The sequence below is a fragment of the Sphingorhabdus sp. EL138 genome, from assembly GCF_945890115.1.
In the GTDB taxonomy this organism is placed as follows: Bacteria; Pseudomonadota; Alphaproteobacteria; order Sphingomonadales; family Sphingomonadaceae; genus Sphingorhabdus_B.
In genome coordinates this window covers 34,464-58,691 of the sequence record NZ_CAMDCK010000003.1, presented here as the reverse complement: position 1 = coordinate 58,691, position 24,228 = coordinate 34,464, and the positions used below count along the sequence as shown (strand labels likewise).

General features: G+C 56.0%; 19 protein-coding genes and 1 tRNA gene. 11 read left to right on the top strand and 9 right to left on the bottom strand.

The features are described from left to right. Nucleotides 1-347 precede the first annotated feature (347 nt). Nucleotides 348-488 (top strand): hypothetical protein, encoded by a 141-nt coding sequence (locus Q0O07_RS02100; RefSeq protein WP_295489767.1) that lies wholly within the window; start codon nucleotides 348-350, stop codon nucleotides 486-488. 194 nt (nucleotides 489-682) lie between these two features. Here the strand turns inward: Q0O07_RS02100 and Q0O07_RS02095 are convergent. Further along, nucleotides 683-757: transfer RNA gene (locus tag Q0O07_RS02095), tRNA-Thr, on the bottom strand. A 110-nt stretch (nucleotides 758-867) separates the two neighbouring features. On the opposite strand from Q0O07_RS02095, the gene Q0O07_RS02090 reads away from it, so the two are divergent. The 4 genes from Q0O07_RS02090 (at nucleotide 868) to Q0O07_RS02075 (ending at nucleotide 6,034) form a co-directional block, all read left to right on the top strand. After that, nucleotides 868-1,032, top strand: a complete 165-nt coding sequence (locus Q0O07_RS02090) for a hypothetical protein (RefSeq protein ID WP_295489765.1) — start codon at nucleotides 868-870, stop codon at nucleotides 1,030-1,032. A 267-nt stretch (nucleotides 1,033-1,299) separates the two neighbouring features. Continuing rightward, the gene (locus tag Q0O07_RS02085; RefSeq protein WP_295489762.1) at nucleotides 1,300-2,337 is read left to right on the top strand and encodes a quinone-dependent dihydroorotate dehydrogenase; all 1,038 of its coding nucleotides are present in this window, start codon (nucleotides 1,300-1,302) and stop codon (nucleotides 2,335-2,337) included. Between the two features lie 44 nt (nucleotides 2,338-2,381). Next, nucleotides 2,382-4,127, top strand: coding sequence for a gamma-glutamyltransferase (ggt, locus tag Q0O07_RS02080; protein ID WP_295489759.1), 1,746 nt, complete (start codon nucleotides 2,382-2,384; stop codon nucleotides 4,125-4,127). Between the two features lie 95 nt (nucleotides 4,128-4,222). Next, nucleotides 4,223-6,034 carry a long-chain fatty acid--CoA ligase gene (locus tag Q0O07_RS02075; RefSeq protein WP_295489756.1) on the top strand — a complete coding sequence of 604 codons (1,812 nt, stop codon included), beginning with the start codon at nucleotides 4,223-4,225 and terminating at the stop codon, nucleotides 6,032-6,034. A 40-nt stretch (nucleotides 6,035-6,074) separates the two neighbouring features. Here Q0O07_RS02075 and Q0O07_RS02070 read toward each other — a convergent pair whose 3' ends face one another. Beyond that, a complete protein-coding gene (locus Q0O07_RS02070) occupies nucleotides 6,075-6,815 on the bottom strand; it encodes a TlyA family RNA methyltransferase (protein WP_295489968.1) in 741 nt (246 codons plus the stop codon). 49 nt (nucleotides 6,816-6,864) lie between these two features. Between Q0O07_RS02070 and Q0O07_RS02065 the strand changes: the two genes are divergently transcribed. Then, nucleotides 6,865-7,401, top strand: coding sequence for a hypothetical protein (locus Q0O07_RS02065; RefSeq protein WP_295489753.1), 537 nt, complete (start codon nucleotides 6,865-6,867; stop codon nucleotides 7,399-7,401). 478 nt (nucleotides 7,402-7,879) lie between these two features. Beyond that, entirely contained in the window at nucleotides 7,880-9,754 is a 1,875-nt protein-coding gene (gene sppA, locus Q0O07_RS02060) for a signal peptide peptidase SppA (protein WP_295489750.1), read from the top strand. A 30-nt stretch (nucleotides 9,755-9,784) separates the two neighbouring features. On the opposite strand, the gene Q0O07_RS02055 is transcribed toward sppA, so the two are convergent. Genes Q0O07_RS02055 through Q0O07_RS02045 form a run of 3 tightly spaced genes read right to left on the bottom strand, consistent with a single transcriptional unit; the run spans nucleotide 9,785 to nucleotide 12,587 of the window. Then, nucleotides 9,785-10,096, bottom strand: a complete 312-nt coding sequence (locus Q0O07_RS02055) for a hypothetical protein (RefSeq protein WP_295489748.1) — start codon at nucleotides 10,094-10,096, stop codon at nucleotides 9,785-9,787. After that, nucleotides 10,093-10,629, bottom strand: a complete 537-nt coding sequence (gene ppa / locus Q0O07_RS02050) for an inorganic diphosphatase (protein ID WP_295489746.1) — start codon at nucleotides 10,627-10,629, stop codon at nucleotides 10,093-10,095. Before ppa ends, Q0O07_RS02055 begins: the two co-directional genes overlap by 4 nt. Nucleotides 10,630-10,652: 23 nt before the next feature. Further along, nucleotides 10,653-12,587 (bottom strand): peptidase M61, encoded by a 1,935-nt coding sequence (locus Q0O07_RS02045; RefSeq protein ID WP_295489743.1) that lies wholly within the window; start codon nucleotides 12,585-12,587, stop codon nucleotides 10,653-10,655. 79 nt (nucleotides 12,588-12,666) lie between these two features. Here Q0O07_RS02045 and hisS point away from each other — a divergent pair, with 79 nt between their 5' ends. Together hisS and prfA are read left to right on the top strand one after the other, a co-directional pair. Then, a complete protein-coding gene (hisS, locus tag Q0O07_RS02040; RefSeq protein ID WP_295489740.1) occupies nucleotides 12,667-13,932 on the top strand; it encodes a histidine--tRNA ligase in 1,266 nt (421 codons plus the stop codon). A gap of 220 nt (nucleotides 13,933-14,152) precedes the next feature. Then, the gene (gene prfA, locus Q0O07_RS02035; protein ID WP_295489737.1) at nucleotides 14,153-15,229 is read left to right on the top strand and encodes a peptide chain release factor 1; all 1,077 of its coding nucleotides are present in this window, start codon (nucleotides 14,153-14,155) and stop codon (nucleotides 15,227-15,229) included. Between the two features lie 189 nt (nucleotides 15,230-15,418). On the opposite strand, the gene Q0O07_RS02030 is transcribed toward prfA, so the two are convergent. The 4 genes from Q0O07_RS02030 to Q0O07_RS02015 are packed head-to-tail and all read right to left on the bottom strand — an operon-like array spanning nucleotide 15,419 to nucleotide 20,422. Beyond that, nucleotides 15,419-16,486 carry an LLM class flavin-dependent oxidoreductase gene (locus Q0O07_RS02030; RefSeq protein ID WP_295489733.1) on the bottom strand — a complete coding sequence of 356 codons (1,068 nt, stop codon included), beginning with the start codon at nucleotides 16,484-16,486 and terminating at the stop codon, nucleotides 15,419-15,421. Further along, nucleotides 16,483-17,385, bottom strand: coding sequence for an aldo/keto reductase (locus Q0O07_RS02025; protein ID WP_295489731.1), 903 nt, complete (start codon nucleotides 17,383-17,385; stop codon nucleotides 16,483-16,485). Before Q0O07_RS02025 ends, Q0O07_RS02030 begins: the two co-directional genes overlap by 4 nt. Further along, nucleotides 17,382-18,413, bottom strand: coding sequence for a LacI family DNA-binding transcriptional regulator (locus tag Q0O07_RS02020; RefSeq protein WP_295489728.1), 1,032 nt, complete (start codon nucleotides 18,411-18,413; stop codon nucleotides 17,382-17,384). The genes Q0O07_RS02025 and Q0O07_RS02020 overlap by 4 nt, the downstream gene beginning before the upstream one ends. Next, complete coding sequence (locus Q0O07_RS02015; RefSeq protein WP_295489727.1) at nucleotides 18,410-20,422, bottom strand: alpha-glucosidase; 2,013 nt, start codon at nucleotides 20,420-20,422, stop codon at nucleotides 18,410-18,412. Before Q0O07_RS02015 ends, Q0O07_RS02020 begins: the two co-directional genes overlap by 4 nt. 215 nt (nucleotides 20,423-20,637) lie before the next feature. Here Q0O07_RS02015 and Q0O07_RS02010 point away from each other — a divergent pair, with 215 nt between their 5' ends. Beyond that, a complete protein-coding gene (locus Q0O07_RS02010) occupies nucleotides 20,638-23,028 on the top strand; it encodes a TonB-dependent receptor (protein ID WP_295489724.1) in 2,391 nt (796 codons plus the stop codon). Between the two features lie 216 nt (nucleotides 23,029-23,244). After that, nucleotides 23,245-24,159, top strand: a complete 915-nt coding sequence (locus tag Q0O07_RS02005) for an MBL fold metallo-hydrolase (protein ID WP_295489721.1) — start codon at nucleotides 23,245-23,247, stop codon at nucleotides 24,157-24,159. Nucleotides 24,160-24,228: the final 69 nt, after the last annotated feature.

Sequence of the window (24,228 nt, the reverse complement as noted above, 5' to 3'; positions counted from 1 at the left end):
CCTCAATATGATGGAAGAACCTGGTGCAGCACGTAGTTCTGCGCGATGTGGTCTCTGTGAGATATTCCCTGTTTAACGGGAATTTGCAGGGAAAATATCGGAAATATGTTCCTGCCTGTATTCCGGTCGGCTTGCAAAGCCGCAGTTATCCTGATGTTTGATACGAAAATTCCCTAAGCCACGTAACAGGGAATTAAATCACAACATCAGGGAGTTCAGAACGCGGATCTGTAGGACTGTACGGACTCGTGGTTCATGGGTTTGCAGCAAGAGAGCATCTCCTGACCGGCGAAGACATTCCAGCAGTATCGCATTATGAGAAGCGGCACTTACATCGGCTTGCGAGGATGTCTTGGCTAGCACCGGACATCATAACCGCCATTCTCGATGGTCGGCAGCCTGTTCAACTCACCGCCCGTCACCTGATGCGCTGTGCAGATATCCCGATGGAGTGGGAGCAGCAGCGACAATTTCTCGGTTTTTCCTAGCACTGCCCCAAAACAAAAGTGGTGCCACGAAATAGGGCCCCGGAGAACTCTGGGGCTTTCTTGTGAGATCGAGCCACCACAAGGTATCTCTCGCAACGAATTCGCAAAACAAGTGGCCGCAAGTAACGGAAGTTACGCGAAAATTACCGCCCTAAGCCAATAGTCTGAAAATGCTGGAGATATTTAGGACTTCCTGGTGCTGCTGGGGAGGATTGAACTCCCGACCTCGTCATTACCAATGACGCGCTCTACCACTGAGCTACAGCAGCAATACCAACGGTGCGGCGCTATGCGAAGGCTGGGGCTCAATGTCAAGCGGCTTGCATGGCGGCTTGCCATTTGGCATCGCGCAGCACGGCGACAGCGCGCCCAGAGGAGAATGGCATTGGCAAAAGATGCAGAGGACAAAGAGCGGATCAAGGCAGAGCGGCTGCGTGAAGCCTTGCGTGCCAATTTGCGCAGGCGTAAGGCAAAGCCACCAGCTCCGGAAGCCGAAGATAAAACAGCTTTGCTTGTAACGGAGAAAATCTTCCCCAATCCATGAGTAGCGTCGTGTGAACAAGCGCAGGGCATGCGCCAAAAAAAAGACCCGCAAAACGCGGGTCTTTACAGGAAAAGGACTTTTGTCTTTCGACAGCACAGTCCTCGGGTCGCTCATCATAAATGCAACATCGTGTAAAATTACGATTGCATAGAATCATCATTTTGCGCCTATTGTTTTGACAATTTCGGCCAAAGCGTCACGAAATAGTCCAGCCGGACGGCGAACGGGGCGTTGCACCTGGCGTGATACTCGTGAATAGACTCGGACATGTTATACAAGTTCGCACGCCCCTTTTTGTTCAAGGCTGATGCCGAGACCGCACATAATCTGTCGCTGACTGCGCTAAAGCTTATGCCAATTCCGTCGCTTGGTTCGGATAGTCCAGTCCTGACCCAGACATTTGCGGGCTTGCAATTTGCTAACCCCGTCGGCCTTGCGCCTGGCTATGACAAAAACGCAGAGGTTCCGGTCGAAACCCTGCAACTGGGTTTTGGCTTTACCGAGGTGGGGACGCTGACCCCGTTACCACAAGAGGGCAACCCAAAGCCGCGGCTGTTTCGCCTATTGGAGGATGAAGCGGTCATCAACCGTATGGGTTTTAACAATGAAGGGCAGCAGGCGGCCATTGCGCTGCTGCGGAACATTCCTGAACATGCACGTACAGGACCAATTGGTATCAATATTGGTGCCAATAAGGACAGCGCCGACCGTGTGGCGGATTATGTCATTGGTGTGCGTAATATGGAGGCGCTGGCGGATTATTTGACCGTCAATATTAGCTCGCCCAATACGCCGGGCCTTCGCGCCCTGCAGGACAAGGCCGCGCTGGATGACCTGCTCGCGCAGGTAATGGCGGCGCGGACGCGGGACACGCCGGTGTTCTTGAAAGTTGCCCCAGATCTTCAGCCTGCGGACATTGATGATATTGTTGGCGTCGCCCTATCGCGGGGCATCGCTGCGTTGATTGTGTCGAACACAACGATATCGCGCCCTGCGCTGGTATCACGCCACGCAGGAGAGGCAGGCGGACTGTCAGGCACGCCCTTGCGCGATATGGCGCAGCAGCGCGTGATCGATTTCCGCAAGGCAAGCGGCGGGCAACTCCCGCTGATTGGTGTGGGCGGCATCATGTCGGCTGAAGATGCCTATGTCCGCATCCGCGCCGGTGCGTCTTTGGTGCAGATCTACAGCGCTCTGGTATATCAAGGTCCCGGCCTCGCGCGCAGGATGAATAGACAGCTTGCGCGCCTTTTACAGGCCGATGGTTTTACCAACATAGCTGAGGCCGTTGGCGTCGACGGATAAATCTGCGCTTGGCTTTCGCCACACAAGGCGGCTAAGTTGCGGGCATGAAAAAATCATTGTTCGCGTTCACCGCATCAGCCATCCTTTTCACCCAAGCTGCGACCGCCCAAAATGTCGGCGTGACATCGTCGGCGGATCCGCGTGTCACAGAAGCGGGGATGGAAATGCTCCGCCAAGGCGGCTCTGCTGCGGATGCGGCAATGGCGATGATGCTGGCCCTGACAGTGGTCGAACCGCAATCGAGCGGCATCGGCGGCGGCGGATTCTTGTTATATCAGGACAGCGCGAAGGGTCTGTTGACGACGATAAACGGACGGGAAACCGCACCAGCGGCGGCGAAGGCTGACCGTTTTGTTGGGCCAGATGGCAAACCCCTTGGCTTTCTTGAGGCGTTTCAAGGGGGGCATTCGGTTGGCGTGCCGGGCAACATACAGTTGATGGCACAGGCGCACCAAAAATGGGGCAAGCTGCCGTGGGTGACAGTGTTTAAGCCTGCGATCCGCCTTTCGGATAAAGGCTTCATCGTCAACAAAACGCTAGAGTCACGGTTGCAGGGCATTCAGCGGCTGTGGCCGAATTTCGATGAAGCCCGCGCGATTTATTGGCGTGATGGCAAGCCCGTTACGGCAGGCACGAAGCTTAAAAATCCAAAACTTGCAGCAACGTTGAAGCTGTTGGCAAAAAAAGGGCCTGACGCTTTTTATACAGGGCCGATCGCAAGCCAGATTGTGCAGGCTGTCACGACCAGCAAGCTCAGCCCCGGTGACATGACGATGAGCGATCTCGCGCAATATCGTGCCAAAGAACAGCAGGCCGTGTGCGCGCCCTATCGGGTCTATGTCGTGTGCGGCATGGCACCGCCTTCGTCGGGCGCAACCACAGTGCTTCAGATTTTGGGTGCGTTGCAGCGTTTTGATTTGACGGCAACGGGCAAGGATAGCGCCAAAAGCTGGTATCTGATTGGCCAAGCGATGCAGCTGGCTTATGCAGACCGCGAAAAATATCTGGCCGATGATGCCTTCGTCGATGTGCCAGTCGCCGGGCTTTTGAACCCTGAATATATACAGGAACGCTCGGCGCTGATTGATCCGGAAAAAGCGCGCAGCGACTATCCTTCAGGCAAACCACCTGGTGCCACGCCGCGTACTGCCGCGATTTCGAGCGAAGTTGCTGGCACGACGCATTTCACTGCGGTCGATGCAAACGGCAATATCGCTAATATGACGTCCACAATTGAAGGTCCGTTTGGCAGCCAGCTTGTGGCAGGTGGGTTCTTTTTGAACAACGAACTCACTGATTTTACCTTCGCCCCTGAAAAAGACGGAGCGCCAGTGGCAAATCGCATTGCTGGCGGAAAACGGCCTTTGTCTTCGATGTCGCCGACGATGGTTTTTGACCGTGATGGTCGGGCGGTACTGACGCTTGGTTCGGCCGGTGGTAAGCGGATCATTATGCATGTTACCAAAACGCTGATTGGCGTGCTGGACTTCGGCTTGCCGCTTGATCAAGCGATAAAGCTGCCGAATATCTATTTTGGTGGCGGTCAGTTGGAGTTGGAACAGGACACCCCGCTCGCGGCAATGGCGGAGCAGATTGCTACGTTCGGACAAAAAGTGCGTGTGGCTGACCTCGGGTCTAAGGTGAATGGTGCGCAATATCTTAATGGCGCTTGGACAGGTGCCGCAGATCCACGGAGCGAAGGGACATCGGCGACCATAGATGTAAAGGGTAAGGTCACGATCATCCGCCCCCCCGCCGCTGCGGAAGTGCCTTTGCCAAGCGTCGGATAAAAGACGCGCATTGCGCCAGATTGCCAGTGGCGCTACCGCAAATAGGATATCAAAGACAGGCCATAGCATGGCGGAAAATTTGCAGGAGAGCATATATGGCTGCTGAACAGTTTGATGACTTTGACAGCTTCCCTAATCTTGTAACCATGTTTTTCGCGCGTGCACGTTATCGCGGGAATGCGCCATTTTTATGGGCAAAGCAGGACGATGCCTGGCATTCGATCAGCTGGTCGGACGTTGCGCGGCAAGTTGCCGGCTTTGCAAAATCGCTGCGTCAGCTGGGGCTGCAAAAGGGCGACCGGGTCATGCTGGTGTCGGAAAACCGCCCCGAATGGTGCATCGCAGATTTGGGTATCATGGCGGCAGGTTGCGTTACTGTGCCGACCTATGTCACCAACACCGAACGCGACCATCAGCATATATTGGACAACAGCGATGCGCGCGCTGTCATCGTATCGACGGCCAAGCTCGCCAAGACATTGACGCCAGCTGCGCTGCGGTCTTCGCAGGCAGAATTCATTATCACTATGGACCCCCAGCCAGCGATGCAACAGGGGCAATTGTCGGTGCATCACTGGTCCGACATGGTCAAAGGTACCGATGCTGACGTGCGCGCTAGCGAAGCGGCTATGGCGTCCGTGACCCGCGACGATTTGGCCTGCATCATTTACACCAGCGGTACAGGTGGGGCGCCACGCGGCGTGATGCAGCATCATGGCGCAATTTTGCATAACGCCGACGGCGCGGCGGCAGTCCTGCGAGAAGATTTCGGCTTGGACGAAGAAGAAGTTTTCTTGTCGTTCCTACCTTTGTCCCATGCTTATGAACATAGCGGCGGGCAATTCCTGCCGATTGGCGTTGGTGCGCAAATCTATTATGCCGAAGGGCTAGAGAAGCTGGCCTCCAATATCGAAGAAACGCGGCCCACAGTCATGGTGGTGGTCCCGCGTCTTTTTGAAGTGTTGCGTCAACGGATGATCAAGGCCGTCGAAAAGCAGGGCAAGCTGCCCAATTATCTGCTCGACAAGGCGCTGACCATCGGAGAGCGGGATTATTCCGGGCGCAAGCGTCTGGTCGATGCGCCGATGCGATTGATTTTGTCGCGCACGATCAAGCCAAAAATCCAAGCGCGCTTTGGCGGCCGGATGAAGGCCATGGTGTCAGGTGGCGCACCGCTGAACCCCGACATTGGGGTGTTCTTCCAATCCTTGGGGATTACCCTGCTGCAAGGTTATGGCCAGACCGAATCCGGCCCTGTCATCAGCTGCAACCGGCCAAGCGCAGGCATCAAAATGGACACCGTTGGTCCGCCATTGAAAAACACAGAGGTCAAAATCGCCGAGGATGGCGAAATATTGGTGCGTGGACCTTTGGTGATGAAGGGATATTGGCGCAACAAGGCCGAGACTGATCGCGTTCTCATTGATGGCTGGCTGCACACCGGCGATATTGGCCATATTGATGACCAAGGCCGCATTGCGATTACCGATCGCAAGAAGGACCTGATCGTCAACGACAAGGGCGACAATATCGCGCCGCAAAAGATAGAAGGCATGCTGACGCTTCAGCCCGAGATATTGCAGGCAATGGTGTCCGGCGACAAAAGGCCCTATATTGTTGGCCTCATCGTGCCAGATCCAGAATGGGCGCTGGAATGGGCGCAGGCGCAGGACATAAAATTTGACTTTGCCGACCTGCAAGCCAATCCGCAATTTCGCGCCGCTGTGCGTGCTGCGGTGGACCGCGTGAATGCGGATGTTTCTGTCACGGAAAAAGTGCGCCAGTTCGAATTTGCGGATGAGCCCTTTTCCATTGAAAATGGCGAGATGACCCCAAGTATGAAAATCCGCCGTCATGTCATTCGGGAGCGTTACGCGGTGCGGGTCAACGGCATGTACAAGGCTTAAGATCCGAGCCTAAATACAAAGCTGCCGCGTGCATATGGGCTTAAGCGTTTTGCGCCCATATCAGAAATTCGACATTGCCTTGCGGTCCGGTAATCGGGCTGGTGGTTAGGCCGAGCACGGTCCAATTTTGGTTAGCTAGCCAAGCTTTTACCTCTTCACAGACGCGGGCATGTACATCTGCGTCCCGCACAACGCCGCCTTTGCCCACTTCTTCGCGGCCTGCTTCAAATTGCGGCTTAATAAGCGCGATGAGCTGCGCCTTGCTTTTGGCGAAAGCTAATGGCCGCTCAAGCACCTTAGCCAAGCCAATGAAGCTGGCGTCGCAGACGATGAGGTCAACCGGCTCTGTTATATGTGCGTCAGTCAAGATGCGCGCGCTTGTTTGTTCATGGACAATGACGCGCGGGTCTTGGCGTAGTTTCCACGCCAACTGGTTTGTACCGCTGTCGACGGCGTAGACGCGGGTTGCACCATTGGTCAGCAGCACATCAGTAAAGCCGCCCGTCGATGACCCCACATCAATGGCAATATTGTGGGTGACATCAATGGCGAACGCCTCAAGCGCATGTGCAAGTTTAATGCCGCCGCGGGAGACCCATGGATGGTCACTGCCGCGCATGCTGATCTCGGCATCCTCTGCGATCTGCTGTCCGGGCTTTTGCGCCTTGGCGTCGCCAATATAGACATGGCCTGCCATCACAAGCGCCTGCGCGCGGGTCTTGCTTTCGGCAAGGCCGCGATCAACGATGATTTGATCTAATCGTGTTTTTTTGGTCGCCATGTCGCAACGCGCTAGCGCAGCGTGGACGATTTGGCCATAAGACAAAGCCATGCAAACGCGCTACATAACCCTCTTCGCCCTGCTGGGCCTCGCCGCGTGCGTTGCGCCGCCGCCTCCCCCTGCGACAAAGATTGTTTCCGCGCCGCCATTATTAGCTTCACCGCCGCCGCAGCCATTGACCGGCGATTGGAATGACTGGCCCTTTACCCCCGGCAACTGGACCTACCGCCGCGATGGCCGTAATTCGATTGCGCAGTTCGGCGCGCCGGGACGCAACGCGACCGTCAACTTTCGCTGCGATGCGCAGAACCGCCGCGTCACATTATCGCGGGAAGCATCACCGCGTGAAGCATCGGCTCCGAGTGCGCGCATGGTCATTCACACCTCGTCCATGACAAAAACGGTGGTAGCAACACCAAGTGATGCACACCCCTTTTATCTGGGGGCTGACATCGCAGCCACCGCCCCCATTTTGGATGCAATGGCCTTTAGCCGCGGCCGCGTGTTGGTTGACGTGGAGGGGCAGCAGCCGGTCATTCTGCCGACATGGGCGGAAATCGCCCGCATAGTTGAAGATTGCCGGTGAAAATCAACGCGCGATTTATCGCAGCGCAGACCTATAACTTTAGCCAGAAAAAATTTTAATACAAGACTTGTTTGTGATCGCAGTTTGATTCACCTTGCGAACTGCGGAGGGCAAATAAATGTTTGATGCAAGCAAATTCTATTCAACGAAAGGAGGTGATCCGATGTCTCATGGTTCAGTTAAGAGGTCGGACAATTCCGTTCGGGAGATCGGCCGCTGAGCACATCAGCGATGCCGGTCACGGCATGAAAGCAACTTCCGGCAGCGGGTGTCCGACCGCTGACCCATGTTTAAGGGCCGCTGGTTAACGCTAGCGGCCCTTTTCAGTTGTCCGTCTCACGCCACGCCCTTTACCGACCCAATTTCAGTTGCTTCCAGTCCCTATAATTTTGCCATATAAAGGTTTTTTTTCAAACATTGGTGGCAATTGCTGCTGAAATGCTTACATTAATCATAGGATTTTTTAGGATATCGAAAAATGCAGTTTATGCGCGTTAGCTGGAAAATTTTGGTCGGTGTGAAGGACCTGTTTGTGCTGGTATTTCTGGCGCTTTTCTTTGCCGCCATTTTCGCGTTGCTGCATGCAAATCCAAACCCGGCGATGGTCCGCGATGGTGCATTGCTGCTCAAGCTGGATGGCGTGGTCGCCGAACAGCCGACCGAAATCGACCCGCTGATGGCGCTGACCTCGTCGGCTTCCCCTGTTGGTGAAATCCGTCAACGCGACATCATTCGCGCTTTGAAACTTGCCCAAAGCGACGCGCGCATAAAAGTGGTCGTATTGGACATGGAACGCTTCATGGGCGGCGGGCAAGCGAGCCTTTCCGCAATTGGGGATAGCATTGATGCCGTGAAAAAGGCGGGCAAGCCGGTTTATGCCTTTGCAACCGCATATACCGATGACAGCTATCAATTGGCTGCGCATGCAACACAGATTTGGATGGACCCGCTTGGCGGTGCTCTATTGGCAGGCCCAGGGGGATCGCAGCCTTATTATAAGGGATTGCTCGACCAATTGGGGGTGAAGGCCAATATCTATCGCGTGGGCACGTTCAAAAGCGCCGTCGAACCCTTTATGCGGTCTGACCAGTCGCCTGAATCGAAAATGGCGATCAAGGGCGTGTATGATGAGGTGTGGGGCCAATGGAAAGCCGACGTCGCCAAAGCGCGCCCACAAGCGCAATTGGGTCAATTGCTGAACACTCCCGCTAATGCGGTTGAGGGGGCAAAGGGCGACCTTGCCCAATTGGCGCTATCGACAAAATTGGTCGATAAATTGGGCGACAAAATTGCCTTCGGAAAATTCATCGCCAGCAAAGTGGGCGCGGATGAAAAGAAGACGACTGGCGGCTTTGCGCATACGCATATGGATGCGTTGCTGGCGAGTTACGGCCCGCCATCGGCTGGAGAGCAGATTGGCGTGGTAACAGTCGCGGGAACCATCGTCGATGGAGAGGGTGGGCCCGGCTCAGCGGCTGGCGATACGATCAGCAAGCTGATTTATGAGGCACTTGATAGCAAGGATTTGAAGGCACTTGTCGTGCGCGTGGATTCGCCCGGTGGTTCAGTGATGGCATCGGAGAAAATCCGCCTTGCGATTGCCGCGGCTAAGGCCAAGGATATTCCGGTTATCGTATCCATGGCCAATCTGGCGGCAAGCGGTGGCTATTGGGTTTCGTTGCCCGCCGATGTCATATTTGCAGACCGGTCAACAATCACGGGTTCTATCGGTATCTTTGGGGTCATCCCAAGCGCCGAGGCGGGCCTTGCAAAAATTGGTGTGAATGCCGACGGGGTCAAGACGACGCCTTTGTCCGGTGAGCCCGATGTCCTCAACGGCTTCAGCCCGGAATTTGACCGCGTCGCGCAAAGCGCGATTGAAAATGGCTATCGCCAGTTTTTGACCCGGGTTGCGACCGCGCGCAAAAAAACACCAGAGCAGGTGGATGCCGTGGCACAAGGGCGCGTGTGGGCCGGTGGCACAGCGCGTGAGCTTGGCTTGGTCGATCGGTCAGGCAATATGAACGATGCCCTGGCGGAGGCGGCAAAGCGGGCGGGGCTAAAGCCGGATGGTTGGCATGCGGTATATATCGAACCGCCTGCTAGCTTTGCCGACACGTTGCTTCAGGGGTTGATGCCGAAGCAAGCACAAGCAAACGCACCGATGGATATATTTGCCCATGCCGCATGGCAGCAAAGCATGTTCATGCAACGCGTCGCGGCTGACCTCGACATGTTGACGGGCGTAAAGGGCGTTCAGGCCAGATGTATGGAATGCGGGGACTTCGCGCCGCCTGCGCCTGTCGCAGCGGACAAAAATTGGCTGTCGGTGCTACTAAAGGCCTTCAGCTAAATCGGCATTGAGGGCTAGGGTCAGCTGGCCCTAAGCCTTCACCGCGCAGATTAGTCCAGAGGACGTTGTGACACCCAATATTTCAGGGTCTTGCAACGCGCGGGTGCGCCGCAGAAATTCCTCGACGGTCACCTTGCGCATATCTTGCCCGCGCAGTTTCTTCAGACCGTTCAGCTTGTTAAGCTGAATGAGCGAGAGGCGGTCGACCATCCGGTCGGCCATGCAGGCGGCAATCGGTTGCGACAGTCCCGCATTCATCAATGCCGTGCGAACGCGGGTTTCGGGGGTGGCACAGGCCGAAAGCGTTAGTAATGCAATGCCGAACAACGCAATCCGTTTCATACACCTTGTTCCTTCGCACGTCCAACGCACTCCAGAATAATGCGTTTTGCATCCGTTTCATCACCCCAACCATTCAGCTTGGCCCATTTTCCGGGCTCTAGATCTTTGTAATGGGTGAAAAAATGCTCGATCTGTTGCAGGACGATAGGCGGCATGTCCTTGTACGTCACGACGTCGGAATAATAAGGAAAGGTTTCGTTGACCGGAACGCATAGCAATTTTTCGTCGCCGCCCTTGTCATCTTCCATCATTAACACCCCAATCGGGCGGCATTTAACAACCGCGCCCGCGATGATGGGGGAACGGGCTACGACCAGCGCATCCAAGGGATCTCCATCTTCGCCTAAAGTGTGCGGCACAAAGCCATAATTGGCTGGGTAGCGCATGGGCGTATGTAGGAAGCGGTCGACGAATAAAGCGCCTGATGCCTTGTCGAACTCATATTTAACGGGCTCGCCGCCAATGGGTACTTCGATGAGGACGTTGAGGCTTTCGGGTACATTGTCGCCCGCAGGGATGAGGTCAATACGCATGGGAGAATGCTTTCACGTTGTTATTATTTGATCCGTCGCGGGCTGAGCAGACGATCCATCGCCGTCTTACCTTGACCTGTCACTTCGAGGTGCGGATAGCGCAAACCTCCCGAATAGGCGATGTCTATTTGCGTAAAGCGTTTGTTGCGCTCGACGATGAGTTGGATTGGTGTTTTTCCGTCCTTTGCTGCTTTGATGGCAGAGGTCAGACCGTCTTTTGAATAAGCATAGCCATTCACCGCAATGATTTTGGTGCCATTGACGATATTCGCCTTAAATGCCGGGCTGTCCCATACTACCGAGGTGACACTGGCATCCTTGTTCAAGCTTATCCCAAGCGAGTGGGTGAGGTTGAAGTTATTGCCCTCTTTCATCAACTCCTTGTCGAATATATTGGGCTCCTCTTTCCAAACGAGCTTATATCCGCCCTTCTCGATGCCCGCCAGCGGCGCGGGTTGGCCAGGCTGGCGCAATTTCGTGTCGAGGAACTTGGCCCAGTCATAAGGCTGCACGGCATTCAAGGTGCGCACGACCGCGTCAAAATCATAGGTCAGCACGCCCCAATCGGCATCGCGCACCCCGAAAAAGGCTGTGGCAAAATCATCCAGCGATTTGGTCCCTTTGGACAATAGGCGAATGGTCATGTCGGCGTCGAGCCAGATAAGGGAGCTTTCGTTGTAATAATCCTCGCCACGCGCTTGGCTGGCAAAGGGTTTTGGCTTACGGGCGCCGAAGATCGGATCGTGCGTGGTGTCTTCAACCGAACGCCAAATGCGCCCCGGCTGTTCCGCATACAATCCGGCATATTTGGCCCATTCGGCAAGGACCATTTCCTTGGACTGAAGGCCTGAGCGTGCGCCCAGCACCAAGTCCCAAAAACTCGTCTGACCCTCATATACCCAAAGCAAGTTGTCGCGCATGGGCGTGGCATAATCCGGTGTCCACATTGTTGCGGGGCGGCGAAACTTGCCATTCCAACTATGTACGAATTCGTGCGGCAAAAGACCGCGTTCCGACATATTGTCATCCCATTCGATGAAATAGTCAGTCTCGCGCGTGTTTTCGGAACTGCGGTGATGCTCAAGGCCTATGCCGCCCAGCTCTTCGGTCAGGCCAAGCAGGAATTCATAACGGTCGAAATGCTTTGCGCCGAACAGCAACAAGGATTCATCCACCAAGGCGCGGTGTGCCGCAATCTGCTCTGGCTTTGCCGCGAGATACTTCGCGTCATCTGCCCAGACGTTCAGCGTGACATTATGTCCCAGATCCCATTTTTTATAATGCGGGCCAGCGAACATCGGGCTGTCGACCAAGGTTTCGAAGCTGGTGATGCCATAATCAATACGGTTGCCCGTTATATTGGCGCCATCCAGCGCGGCAACGCCCGTCCAGCCCACGGGCAGGGTGATTGATGGTTGCACCTGAATGGCGCGGGTAAAATGTCCGGCGGGATAAAATGCGACCTGTTCCCATTGCACGTTCATCATATTGGGCGTGACGTTGATGCGGCCTTCGCTTTCGCGGATGGGTGATGTGAATTGAAATTCAACGTCAACCGAGGTGGTTCCTTGCGGCACATCGACGTGAAACGCATATACCTGCACCGGATCGCGCGTCCAACGCAGCGTCTTGCCGCCAGAGCGGATCATGAGGCCAGTCATTTCGGCCAAGGCACCGCGTGGGCCGTGCTTACCGGGCAGCCATTGCGGATAAAGCAGGATGAGCGGCTTGCCCGTTTCCACGGGAATTGTCTGGCGCACTTGGAAAATGGCGCGATCAATGTCCGTTGCGTCCACCTGCAATATCATCGGCGCTGGCAACGGGCGGTCCTGCGGCTCGGGAATCGTTGAGACAATCGGAACGGGCTGCGGCGCGCTATTTTGCGCGGATGCTGCCGAAATGAGGCTGGCGGAAAGAGCGAATGCGGCAAGTGCGCGCGAAAATATGCATGGATTCATAACGCTAACTTTGGCGAATGCGCCGCGCTGCGTCCAGCCCTATTCCACTAACAACAATTAGCAGCTAGGGCGCTTGGCTATGGCAAAGATACAGACACCCCAAGCCGTGCGCGGCACACAAGACATGTTCGGTGAGACCGAGGAACGCTTCGCTTATGTGGTCGCGACCTTTGAACGCGTGCGCAGGCTGTATGGATTTAAGGGCCTGCAACTGCCCGTCATCGAACCAACGGCCGTGTTTTCGCGCAGCCTGGGTGAGGCGACCGATGTCGTATCGAAAGAAATGTATACGTTTGAAGACCGCGGCGGCGATTCCATCACGCTTCGGCCTGAATTCACGGCGGGGATTGCGCGGGCCTATCTGACCAATGGCTGGCAACAATTTGCGCCGATGAAGCTGTCTGTGCATGGGCCATTGTTCCGCTATGAGCGCCCGCAAAAGGGCCGCTATCGCCAGTTTCACCAGATTGACGCCGAAATCATTGGCGCGGCGGAGCCAGCGGCGGACGTCGAGCTGCTGGTGATGGCGGACCAGTTGTTGAAGGAATTGGGCATCAATGACGGCGTCACATTGCAGTTAAATACGTTGGGTGATACGCCCAGCCGCGACGCATGGCGTGCCGCGTTGGTTAGCTATTTCAACGACCATAAGGGCGCATTGTCCGAAGACAGCCTAGCACGGCTGGAGAAAAACCCGCTGCGTATCTTGGACAGTAAAGACCCCAAGGACCGCCCAGTCGCCGATGCCGCCCCCGTCATTGACGATTATCTATCTGGCGAAGCGCAGGATTTCTTCGGCGCAGTCACCGCAGGGCTTGATGCTGCTGGTGTGGCATGGACCCGCAACGCGGCTTTGGTGCGCGGCCTCGATTATTACCGCCACACCGCGTTTGAATTTGTGACCGACCGGTTGGGTGCGCAGGGGACTGTGTTGGGCGGCGGGCGTTATGATGGCTTGATCGAAAATCTCGGTGGCCCCGCGACACCGGCGGTCGGCTGGGCTGCTGGGATTGAGCGGTTGGCGATGTTGTGTAGAGACGACAAGTCTGAACTGCGGATTGCCGTCGTGGCAGACCGGCCCGAGTTTCAGCAAGACTCGGAAATGGTGATTCGTCATCTCAGAAAGCATGGTGTCGCTGTTTCGACAGCGTTCAAAGGCAATGCGAAGCGGCAAGTCGAACTGGCCAAAAAGGCATGGGTTGATGCCATATTGTTTGTCCGGGAAATCGATCCGGTGTCCGGGTCACGACTCTACCTAAGTGGTGCACTGCTAACGTCAGACGAAATCAATCGGATACAGGCAGCATTGCCGGAGGGCTGGCAAACCATGCTTGGTGGCGACTGAACAACATGGTGAATTCATCAATTTGTCATTCCCGCGAAAGCGGGAATCCATGGGCCGAACTGTCGGCAAAATGTTTCGCACAAAGACACGAAGGCATAAAGAAGTTGCTCCCTGTCTTCGTGTCTTCGTGCGAACAAAAATCTCATCGCGCGCGGAAACATGAGGCCATGGGTTCCCGCTTTCGCGGGAATGACAATGTGTTGGCTATGGGGTTGGCCCTGTGAAAATCTCTCCACACCGCATCGCGCAGATTGAATCGCGCTTTTCCGAGCTTGAGGCGCGGATGGCTTCGGGGCAGTTGGAGGGCGATGCTTTTGTCGCCGCCTCGCGCGAATATGCCGAGTTGGAGCCTGTGGCCAAGGCTGCCGCCGAGGTCAGGCGCTTGCGTACGGAAATCGAAACGCTTGGTGCTATGACGCAGGATAATTCCGACCCTGATTTACATGCGATGGCGGTCGAGGAACTCGACGTTGTCACGCAGCAATTATCGGATGCGGAAACATCGCTTGCCATTTCGTTGCTGCCCCGCGACTCTGCGGATGACAGGCCAGCGATGCTTGAAATTCGGGCGGGCACGGGCGGCGATGAAGCCGCTTTGTTCGCGGGCGATCTCTACCGCATGTATGAGCGTTATGCCGCCGGGCAGGGGTGGAAGATTGAGCCGATATCGGTAAGCGCCTCCGACGTCGGTGGTTTCAAAGAAGTGGTCGTCGCGATCAAGGGCACCGGCGTGTTCGCTAAGCTGAAATATGAAAGCGGCGTTCACCGTGTGCAGCGCGTGCCCGTGACCGAAAGCGGCGGGCGCATTCATACCAGCGCGGCGACCGTGGCGGTCCTGCCTGAACCGACCGAAGTGGATATCCAGATAGAAGCGCGCGACCTGAAAATCGACGTTTACCGTGCGTCGGGTGCAGGCGGACAGCATGTCAACACTACGGACTCAGCCGTGCGTATCACCCATTTGCCCACGGGTATTGTGGTGACGTGTCAAGACGGGCGCAGCCAGCACAAGAATAAGGAACAGGCGATGCAGGTCCTGCGCGCCCGTATGTATGAAAAAGAGCGCGAGGAGGCTCAAGGCGCCGAAGCAGAAGCCCGCAAGGCCATGGTTGGCTCCGGCGACCGTTCCGAACGCATCCGCACCTATAACTTCCCGCAAGGCCGCGTGACCGACCACAGGATCAACCTGACGCTGCATAAATTGCCCGAGATATTGGAGGGCGGCGGATTAGCCGAACTCGTCGCCGCATTGATTGCCGAGGATCAGGCCGAGCGTATGGCGGGGCTGGGGGAGTAACCATTTCTCCCCTCCCGCAGGCGGGAGGGGCCGGGGGTGGGTTGAAGCATCCGAGCCACGTGAAGTAACATTTTGTCATTCCCGACTTGATCGGGAATCCATGGTCTAATCTGTCGGTTTAGGCTGACGCGTCAGGCCATGGGTTCCCGCTTTCGCGGGAATGACACGGTTGGCGGTTTTGCAAGCCAGCTAAACCCCCAACCGCCCATGATCCAACTTGGGCAGCACATAACGCGCGAACATGTCGCATTCGTTGATATGGGGGTAGCCGGACAATATGAACGCCTCGATACCTACCGCACGATAGGCGTTGATTTTGGCGAGCACTTGGTCGGGGTCGCCCACGATTGCCGCGCCGCAGCCTGAACGGGCGCGGCCAATGCCGGTCCACAGATTATCCTCTAAATAACCATCATTTGCCGCAGCTTGCGCACGCAGCTCGGCCTGATGCGCAACGCTGAAGGTTTGGGTGTCGAGCGATTTATTGCGGATGGCTTCGCCCTGATCAGCATCAAGCTTGGACAGCAAGCGGTTGGCATAAGCGCGCGCCTCTGCTTCGGTTTCGCGGACGATGACATGCGCGCGGAAACCATATTTGAGCGTCCGACCGAATTTGGCGGCGCGCGCGGTCATGTCGTCGACCAAGTACTTGGCACCCTGCACCGTTTCGGGCCACATAAGATACACGTCGCAACCTTCGGCGGCGGCGTCCTTTGCGGCTGGTGACAGACCGCCAAAATAGAGCGGTGGGCATTTGCCGCTAACGGTTGTCATGCGCGGCGGGTCGATCTCGATCTTGTAATGCGCGCCGTCAATCGACAGATGTTCGCCGTTTAGCAATGTCTTCAATATCTGCATCGCCTCAACTGTACGGCGATAGCGCGGTTCGGAATCCATCTTATCGCCGGGCAAGTCCGACGAGATGATGTTGATGTTCAACCGCCCGCCCGAAATTTGATCCAGCGTCGCAATCTGCCGCGCAAGCTGGGGCGGCCAGCTTTCACCAATGCGCACCGCCATCAGCAATTTGATCCGCGAGGTTAGCGCCGCAATTGCGCTGGCGAAGGCAGTTGTGTCTAAGCCAAGGGTATAGCCTGATGGCAGCAAGATATTGTCAAATCCGCCTTTTTCGGCGGCCAAAACGATATTACGGCAATGTTCCCAACTGGAGGCCAGATTGGTGTCGGGGACGCCCAGAAACTCATAGTCGTCATCGCAAAGCGCGGAGAACCAGCTCACTTCGACAGGCTTGTTCATGGCAGCGGCACTCCTCTTGCGGCGACAAGGACGCTGTACCAATCCGCGCGGGTCCATTGAATTTTGAACGCGTCGGCAGCTTCGGTTATGCGCGCCGGGTTTTGCGAACCGACAATCGGGATGGGCCGGGCGGGGTGCGCCATGATCCAGCTATAGGCCGCCGCCGTGCGCGAAACGCCATGCGCCGCCGCAACCGCCGAAAGCGCAGCAGCGACATTTTGCTCACGCACATTTTGCGGGTCGCCAATGCGGCCACCACCCAAAGGCGACCATGCCATCACCGCAAGGTTCATCGCTATCGCTTGATCCAACTCGCCATTTTCGACCGTGTCGATCCGCAACGGCGACAGTTCGGGTTGTGTCGAAACGATGGGAACTGGGCTAAATTGTGCCAGCGTCGAAATCTGCGCTTGCGTAAAGTTGGACACGCCAAATGCGCGAATTTTGCCTTCTGTATGCGCGTCTTCAATCGCGCGGGCGATTTCCTGTGGATGCGTCAACACGTCTGGTCGGTGAATTTGCCACAGGTCGATGCGGTCAGTGCGCAAACGGGTGAGGCTGTCATCAATGGCTTTTGTCAGATATTCCGCGCTGCTATCATAGGGCGTTGGTGGCGTGATGCCGCCCTTCGTCGCCAGCACCATGCGGTCGCGATATTCAGGGGCTTGCGCAAATACGTGGCCAAGCAGTTCTTCGGCCTTGCCAAAACCTTGGTCGCCAAAACCATAGATATCGGCGGTGTCGAACAGGGTGATGCCGGCCGTAAACGCAGCATCAATGGCAGCGCGGGCCGCGGACAGTTCCAACCCGGCGAAGCGCCACATGCCCCATGCGAGGGACGAGATTTCTATGCCACTGTTGCCCAATGGACGGGTAGGAGAAGGAGAAGGAAGCGTCATGATTTTTTGCTCTTTTTTGGAGAAGGGGAATAAGGAGGCGCCACGGATTCGCGGCTGATAAGTTCGTGAGGCAGGCGACGATGCTCAATCCCGCCTTCGCCAAACAACAGGTCGGCGGCGGTCGATGCGAGATCGCGGACGGGCTGGCGTACCGTGGTCAAGGGCGGCCAGACAACGCGCGCGAGCGTAGTATCGTCAAAGCCCGCAACCGAAAGCTGCTCCGGTATTTGAATACCGCGCCGATGCGCGACCGCAAGCACGCCCGACGCCATGTCGTCGTTCGATGCGAAAATCGCGGTGGGTGGATGCTTCAGAGACAGGAACTGTTCCGTGGCCGATACGCCGCTTTCAAAATCAAACCGCCCCTCGGCAAGTAGCTCAGAATCAACAGATATTCCGACGCGCCCCAGCGCACGTTCGTAACCGGCTTGTCGTTCCGTACTTGCCTTATGATTTGGGTGGCCTTTGATAAAGCCAATCCGCCGATGCCCGATGTTGATGAGCTTCGTCGTCATGTCGTCGGCGGCCTGCATGTCATCCATGAAAACGGAACTGGTCAGCGCATGGTTGGTACCCGGCGAAATCCGCACAAAGGGAATGTTGAGCGCCTCAAGCGCGTTCAGCACAGGCACGCAATCGGTAACGGGGGAGGAGAGTATAGCGCCGTCCACATGCGTTTGCCGCACCATGCCCAGCACCTGTTCGCCGACGTCGGGGTCGGCAACATCCACGGGCTGTGCGATTAAGCGCATGCCCTCTTGATGGCAACGGTCCCAGCATCCTTGCATGATCTGGTGCATATAATAAGGGCTGTGATTGTCGTAGATCAGGGCAATCTGTCCGGATTTGGTGCCCGCCAATATGCGCGCGGCGATGCTTGGGCTAAAGCCAAGTTCCGACATGGCGGCGTCCACTTTGGCCTTGGTCCCCGCACTCACATAAGGATGGTCGTTGAGCACGCGGCTGACGGTTTTCACCGCCACGCCAGCGAGCTTTGCGACATCGCGGATGTTGGCGCGCGGGTTCATTCAGCGAACGCCGTACGTATGGAAGCGAATAGGTCCGCATATTTGCTGTCGGCCCGGGTGAAAACGGGGGGTTGGCCGTTCGGCGCGGCTATGTTGTGCGTGCCTTTGGCATAAGGCTGGCCGGACCACAGATGGACCCAGGCGCCATCGGGTATCACCACAGAGCGGCTATCTTGGCCTTGCTCAACGACGGGTGCCACGATCATGTCTGCACCATATAAATATTGGTCCTGAATGTCGTAATATGTGCAGTCGTCATAATGCAGGAACATGGGCCGTTGCAGCGGCAGGCCAGTTACCGCCGCCTCATCACAATAAGCGCGGACATAAGGGGCAAGTTGTGCATGGACTTGGCTCATCCGTGCAAAATGGCTGAGGATTTCGGGGCTGCTGTCGAGTTGCAGATTATCCGCCGGGCGGTTGCCTTCATGGCTGCGCATTACGGGGGCAAAGGCGGCAAGGTCGATCCAGCGGTGCATGAGCTCTGCCGTCCGCACCACGCCGTGCAGGCTGGTATAGCCGCCCAAGTCGCTATGGTGATACGCATTGCCCAACAAGCCAGACGACAAAGCAGCCGTTATCACCGTGTTGATGCCGTCATGCCGCGAGAAATCGACAGTTTGGTCGCCCGCCCATAATAAGGGGCAATGCGCCTGAACGCCGGAAAAACCCGCACGCATGAAGAAGGTCGCATCATCAGTTTTTCCGCGCGCGGCAATGGCATCGGCGTTGACCTTGGCCCATAAAACGGGCCAGCGGTTATGCGCCTCCATCGGGTCGGATCCGTCGAACAGCCGCACATCGGTTGGCAGATACTCACCAAAATCGGCCATCCACCCTGATAGACCGAAATGGAGCATTTCTTGGCCAATGATGCGATCTGCAAACCAGTTTGCGGCGTCGGGATTGGTGAAATCCACGATGCCTGCGTGAAATTCGCCGAAGTCGACGGCATAGGCTGTGCCGCTATCCTGTCGTAATGCGAGATAATTGTTGGCCAAAGCTTCTTGATACAGCGCGCCGTCGACCGCCAAATAGGGGTTCACATAGCCGAGAAAACGGATGCCACGCTGCGCCAGCGAAGCGATATGCGCGGGAAGATCTGGATAGCGCGCGGCGTTCCATTTCCAGTCCCAGAACAAGCGCTTGCCAAAACTTGTTTGGCGGATGCCAACCCAATCCTCGCACCACAGCCCCGTAATGGCCGCGCCAGAGGCAGCTATGCTCTCGAAGCGGTCAAATGTGTCCACGCCGTCCTTAAGGCCGATAATGGCGCCGGAAATTGCCCAGTCGGGCAAAGGCGGTTGCCGCCCGAAACGGTCGGACAATTTGGTCACCAGTTCGGGCAGCGATGGCGCGTCGAATAGCTCCAAATCCATATTGGCCGACCAGCATTCGACGCCAACCCGGCCCGCTTCCGTCAGATCAAGTACGGAATAAGCCGCCGTTTCGAGGTGCACCGCATAACGCGCACTGCTCACCCAACTTGGCTGCGGGTAATTGGTCGTCCAATAATCCCCGCCCGCCAAGCCATTGGCATCCATAGTCTGCGTAAGCGCGGTCGACTTATCGCGGCCTACCCCCGGCTCCGACGTCCAGAAAGGAAAGCGACGCCCGTTCAGCCGTAAATAGGACATTTGCTCCCCGCCGCCCCAAAAGGCTTCGGACGTTGCGCACTGCATATCTATCCAAAGCCGGTTGAAAGCCGGGTCTGTGCAGCGAAATTTGAGGATGGATTGCTGCGCTTGTTCCGCAAGCTCCAGCGTTGCAACAATGTCAGGCCGCTTCGTGCTCCAAAGCCGGATACAGCCGTCGACTTGCGCACAGCAATCCAGCATTAATCGTGTTTCAACGATGTCGTCGATGCGAAAATTGCCACGAACCATTTCAAGGTCCGGCGATCCAACGCCAATGCTGATAACTGGAGCATCTGCGCGATGTGACAGCATGCAGTTGCCATCGCGCAGCAGGTCGAAGCCGTCTGATTGCATGATGACCTTAAATGGCAACTTCCGTCCCTCTCGCCGTTTCGAGCCTGTTACTATGACAAGATTGCAACAGTCCTGACTTAAAAATCTCCGCCATATGACACCGCTAGACATATTGAGTCAATCTGGTAACAAAATTGTCATCGATGAGGCACATCCCAAAATAGCTTTTGTTACTTGATCAAAATCAAGTGATTTGGTTGAGAACTGGATGGCCTTTTTTAAGGAGGTTCATAATGTTCAGTTCTGAATTTAAGAAAACGTCTTTCATCCGCGCTTCGTTGTTCGCAAGCGCCGCGATTATGGCGGGTGTCAGCCTGCCCGTAATGGCACAGACCGCTCCGGCAGAAGATGATTCGGCCAATGCAGAAATCATCGTCACCGCACAAAAGCGTGAAGAGCGTTTGCAGGATATTCCACTCGCCGTATCGGTTGTTGGCGGAGAGGCTGTTGCCAATAATGGCGGCATAACGCTTGAAAATGCGCAATATCTCGTTCCAAGCTTGAACTTCCGCAAGGCGGGTACGTCGCTGAACCAGGCATTGTTCCTGCGCGGCGTGGGCACCATCAACTTCTCGATTGCTGCGGAACCATCGGTTGCTGCTGTTCTCGACGGTGTTGTCTTGAGCCGCGCTGGTGAGGGCTTCACAGATTTGTTCGACGTCGAGCGTATTGAAGTGTTGCGCGGACCGCAGGGCACATTGTTCGGAAAGAATGCATCTGCCGGTGTTGTAAGCATCGTGACGAAGCGGCCGACAGCGGAATATAGCGCGACGGTTGAAGGCTCATTCTTCACGAAATCCGAATATCGCGGTCGTGCGACGGTTAACTTGCCGCTGAGCGCCAATGTGCGTTCGCGCTTCACCGGATTTTACGGAAGCTATGACGGCAACGTTAACAATCTGACCACGGGCAAAAAGGTCAATGGCTATGAACATTACAGTGTTCGTGGTGCGATTGAGGCCGACGTCAGCGAGAATGTCATGCTGACGCTGCGCGCCGATTACCGCAAAGCCAATGATGATTGTTGTGCCGAAATTATTGGCAATACGCCAACCAATGCTGCCGCTCTAGCGCTGGTTGGAACTGGCTTTGATCGTTCGGATTCACGCAACATTCGGCAAAACCTGGTCACCGCGACTAAGGAAGAAAGCTGGGGCATTGCGTTGCAAGCCGACGTTGAATTGGGCGAACATAGCCTGACGTCGATCACCAGCTTACGTGGTTGGGATAATACCGAAATCCGCGATGGTGACTGGCTCGACCGGCCTTATGTTGGTTTGAACCAATTGCACGATAATGGTCCGCAAACATCGAACACCTTTAGCCAAGAAATTCGGGTGGCGTCGCCGACCGGCGAATTCCTCGAATATGTTGTCGGGGCATATTATTCGAAGGCTGAATCGGACCGGACATTTACGCGCAATGTGATTACATGCTCGGCATCAACGCTGGCTGCGGTCGTGCCGGGTCTCATACCTTGCTCAACTGCCGCCGGGGTGTCGACGATCACTACCCCCGCTGGTACGGCTGACTTTGGTTCGACATTCAAAAATATGTCGGCATTTGGTCAGGCAACTTTCAACCTGTCCGACAGCCTGCGTTTGATTGGTGGCTTGCGCTACACACATGACGAACTGGATGTAAACCATATCCGCCGGACCTCGCTCGCCGGTCCAGGTGTGCAAGGAAACTTCGACGCTGGCGTTTACAATAATGGCCTTGTGGCAACAGCGCCAGCGACAGGCTTTGTTGCAGGCGCGTCAAACGGTGTTCCTTTCACCACCAGCACCAGCAACAATAACCTTTCGGGTAAGGCTGCCGTGCAGGCGGATATCACGGAAAATAATATGGCTTATGCAAGCTACACCCGTGGTTATAAGGGCCCAGCCTACAACATCTTCTATAACCTGACGACGCCGGGCGCGGGTGTTATCGCACCAGAAACGGTCAACGCCTATGAAGTGGGATTGAAAAATACCCTTCTTGACGGCGATCTCATTGTTAACATCGCGGCATATTATGCCAAGTATAACAATTATCAGGCAAACAGCCCAGATTTCGTAGCAGGTGTTCGGACCACGCGCTTGACGAATGCAGGTTCGGTATCGACCGAAGGTTTCGAGGTTGATTTTGTGGCGACGCCATTGCGTAACTTCAGCCTTTCGGGCGGCATTGCGTACAACAAGGCACAGGTCGAAAATTTCCGTTTGCCGCCGGGTGCGGATGCATCACAATTGGTCGCCAAGGGCACGCCGCTGGCGAACGCACCAAAATGGAAGATGTCGCTTGGCGCGCAATATGACATCGAAACTTCGGGCTTTGCGAATATCGAACTGGGAACCCAGATTGCGCGGCAGTCCGACCAAATTTACGAAGCGAGTGCGAACCCAGCGGTTCGTCTTGGCTCGACCGTAGAAGGTTACGCGATTGTCGATGTGTCCGCTGCTTTGGTTGACCCCAATGGCGGTTGGCGCTTGGCGTTTCAGGTGAAAAACCTGTTCGAAAAGAGCTTTGCATCTTCGATCGTGTCGGGTGGCCCCGGCGGTGCATATCGCTACATCATACCCCGCGAAGCCGACCGTTATTTTGGCGTAACAGCGAAAATCAACTTCGGCGCGAAATAAGCTGAACCGCACACTTTAGAATGAAAGGGCTGGAATCCACATCGGGTTCCGGCCTTTTTTTGGGTAAAGTTTTGGGTCAATCAAGCAAGGACAGGCGCTGTAAGGCCATGCGCAACCGGCCCGTTCGTGCCCCTTTCCAGAAATTTGATAACTCGGTCGCGGCGAAATAGGAAAGCACCCCTTTCTCTTTTGTCCTTCATGCGCCATATCGCTGGAATGAAATGGCCCGACACCATCAAAGCAGGCGAAACTGAACAGCATGAGGCGCTCGTGCGCCGGGTGCTCGCGCCCAATGCATCGCCTTATACCTATACGGGCACGCAGACCTGGATCGTTGGTGATAAGACCGACGTCGCTATTATCGACCCCGGCCCTGTCGGGAGCGGGCAAAGCGTTGGGGACCCTGCCGACATTCATGGCGAGGGCCATGTGGAGGCGATCTTGCGCGCTGTGGGCAATGCAAAAGTAAATGCGATCCTGTGTACACATACCCATCGCGACCATTCGCCAGCCGCCGCGCCATTGAAAGCCGCGACCGGTGCGCCGATCATTGGTTGCGCGCCGCTGATGCTGCGCGATGATGGCCCGCGCGCCGATAGTGCCTTTGACCCCGATTACCAGCCGGACCGAATCCTGCAGGACGCAGAGGCCATTTCAGGCGATGGTTGGACGCTCGAGGCGGTGGCAACGCCGGGACACACTAGTAATCATCTGTGCTTTGCTTTGCGGGAAAGCGGCGCTTTGTTCACGGGCGACCATGTGATGAAATGGTCGACCAGCGTCGTCAGTCCGCCCGATGGTGACATGAGCGACTATCTGGCGAGCTTGCAGAAATTATACGAACGCGACGACCGTGTTTATTATCCGGCTCATGGTCCGGCGGTAAATAACCCGCGCCAGCTTGTGCGTGGTATGATCGGTCATCGCCGCCAACGCGAACGGCAGATCATGACCTTGCTGGAGGGCGGTGAGGGGCATATCCCCAATATGGTGGCCGTAATGTATAAAGGCTTGGACCCGCGCCTGATCGGCGCGGCTGGTCGCTCGGTTCTTGCGCATCTTATCGATTTGCAAAATCAGGGGCGTGTGGCGGCGCAAGGCGATGGCTGGCATCTTGTCACGGAGACGTGAAGCCCACATAATATCAGGGCAGGGCCTTGTGCCCCCAACGCGAAAAAAACCGACAAGAGCCAGAAGCTA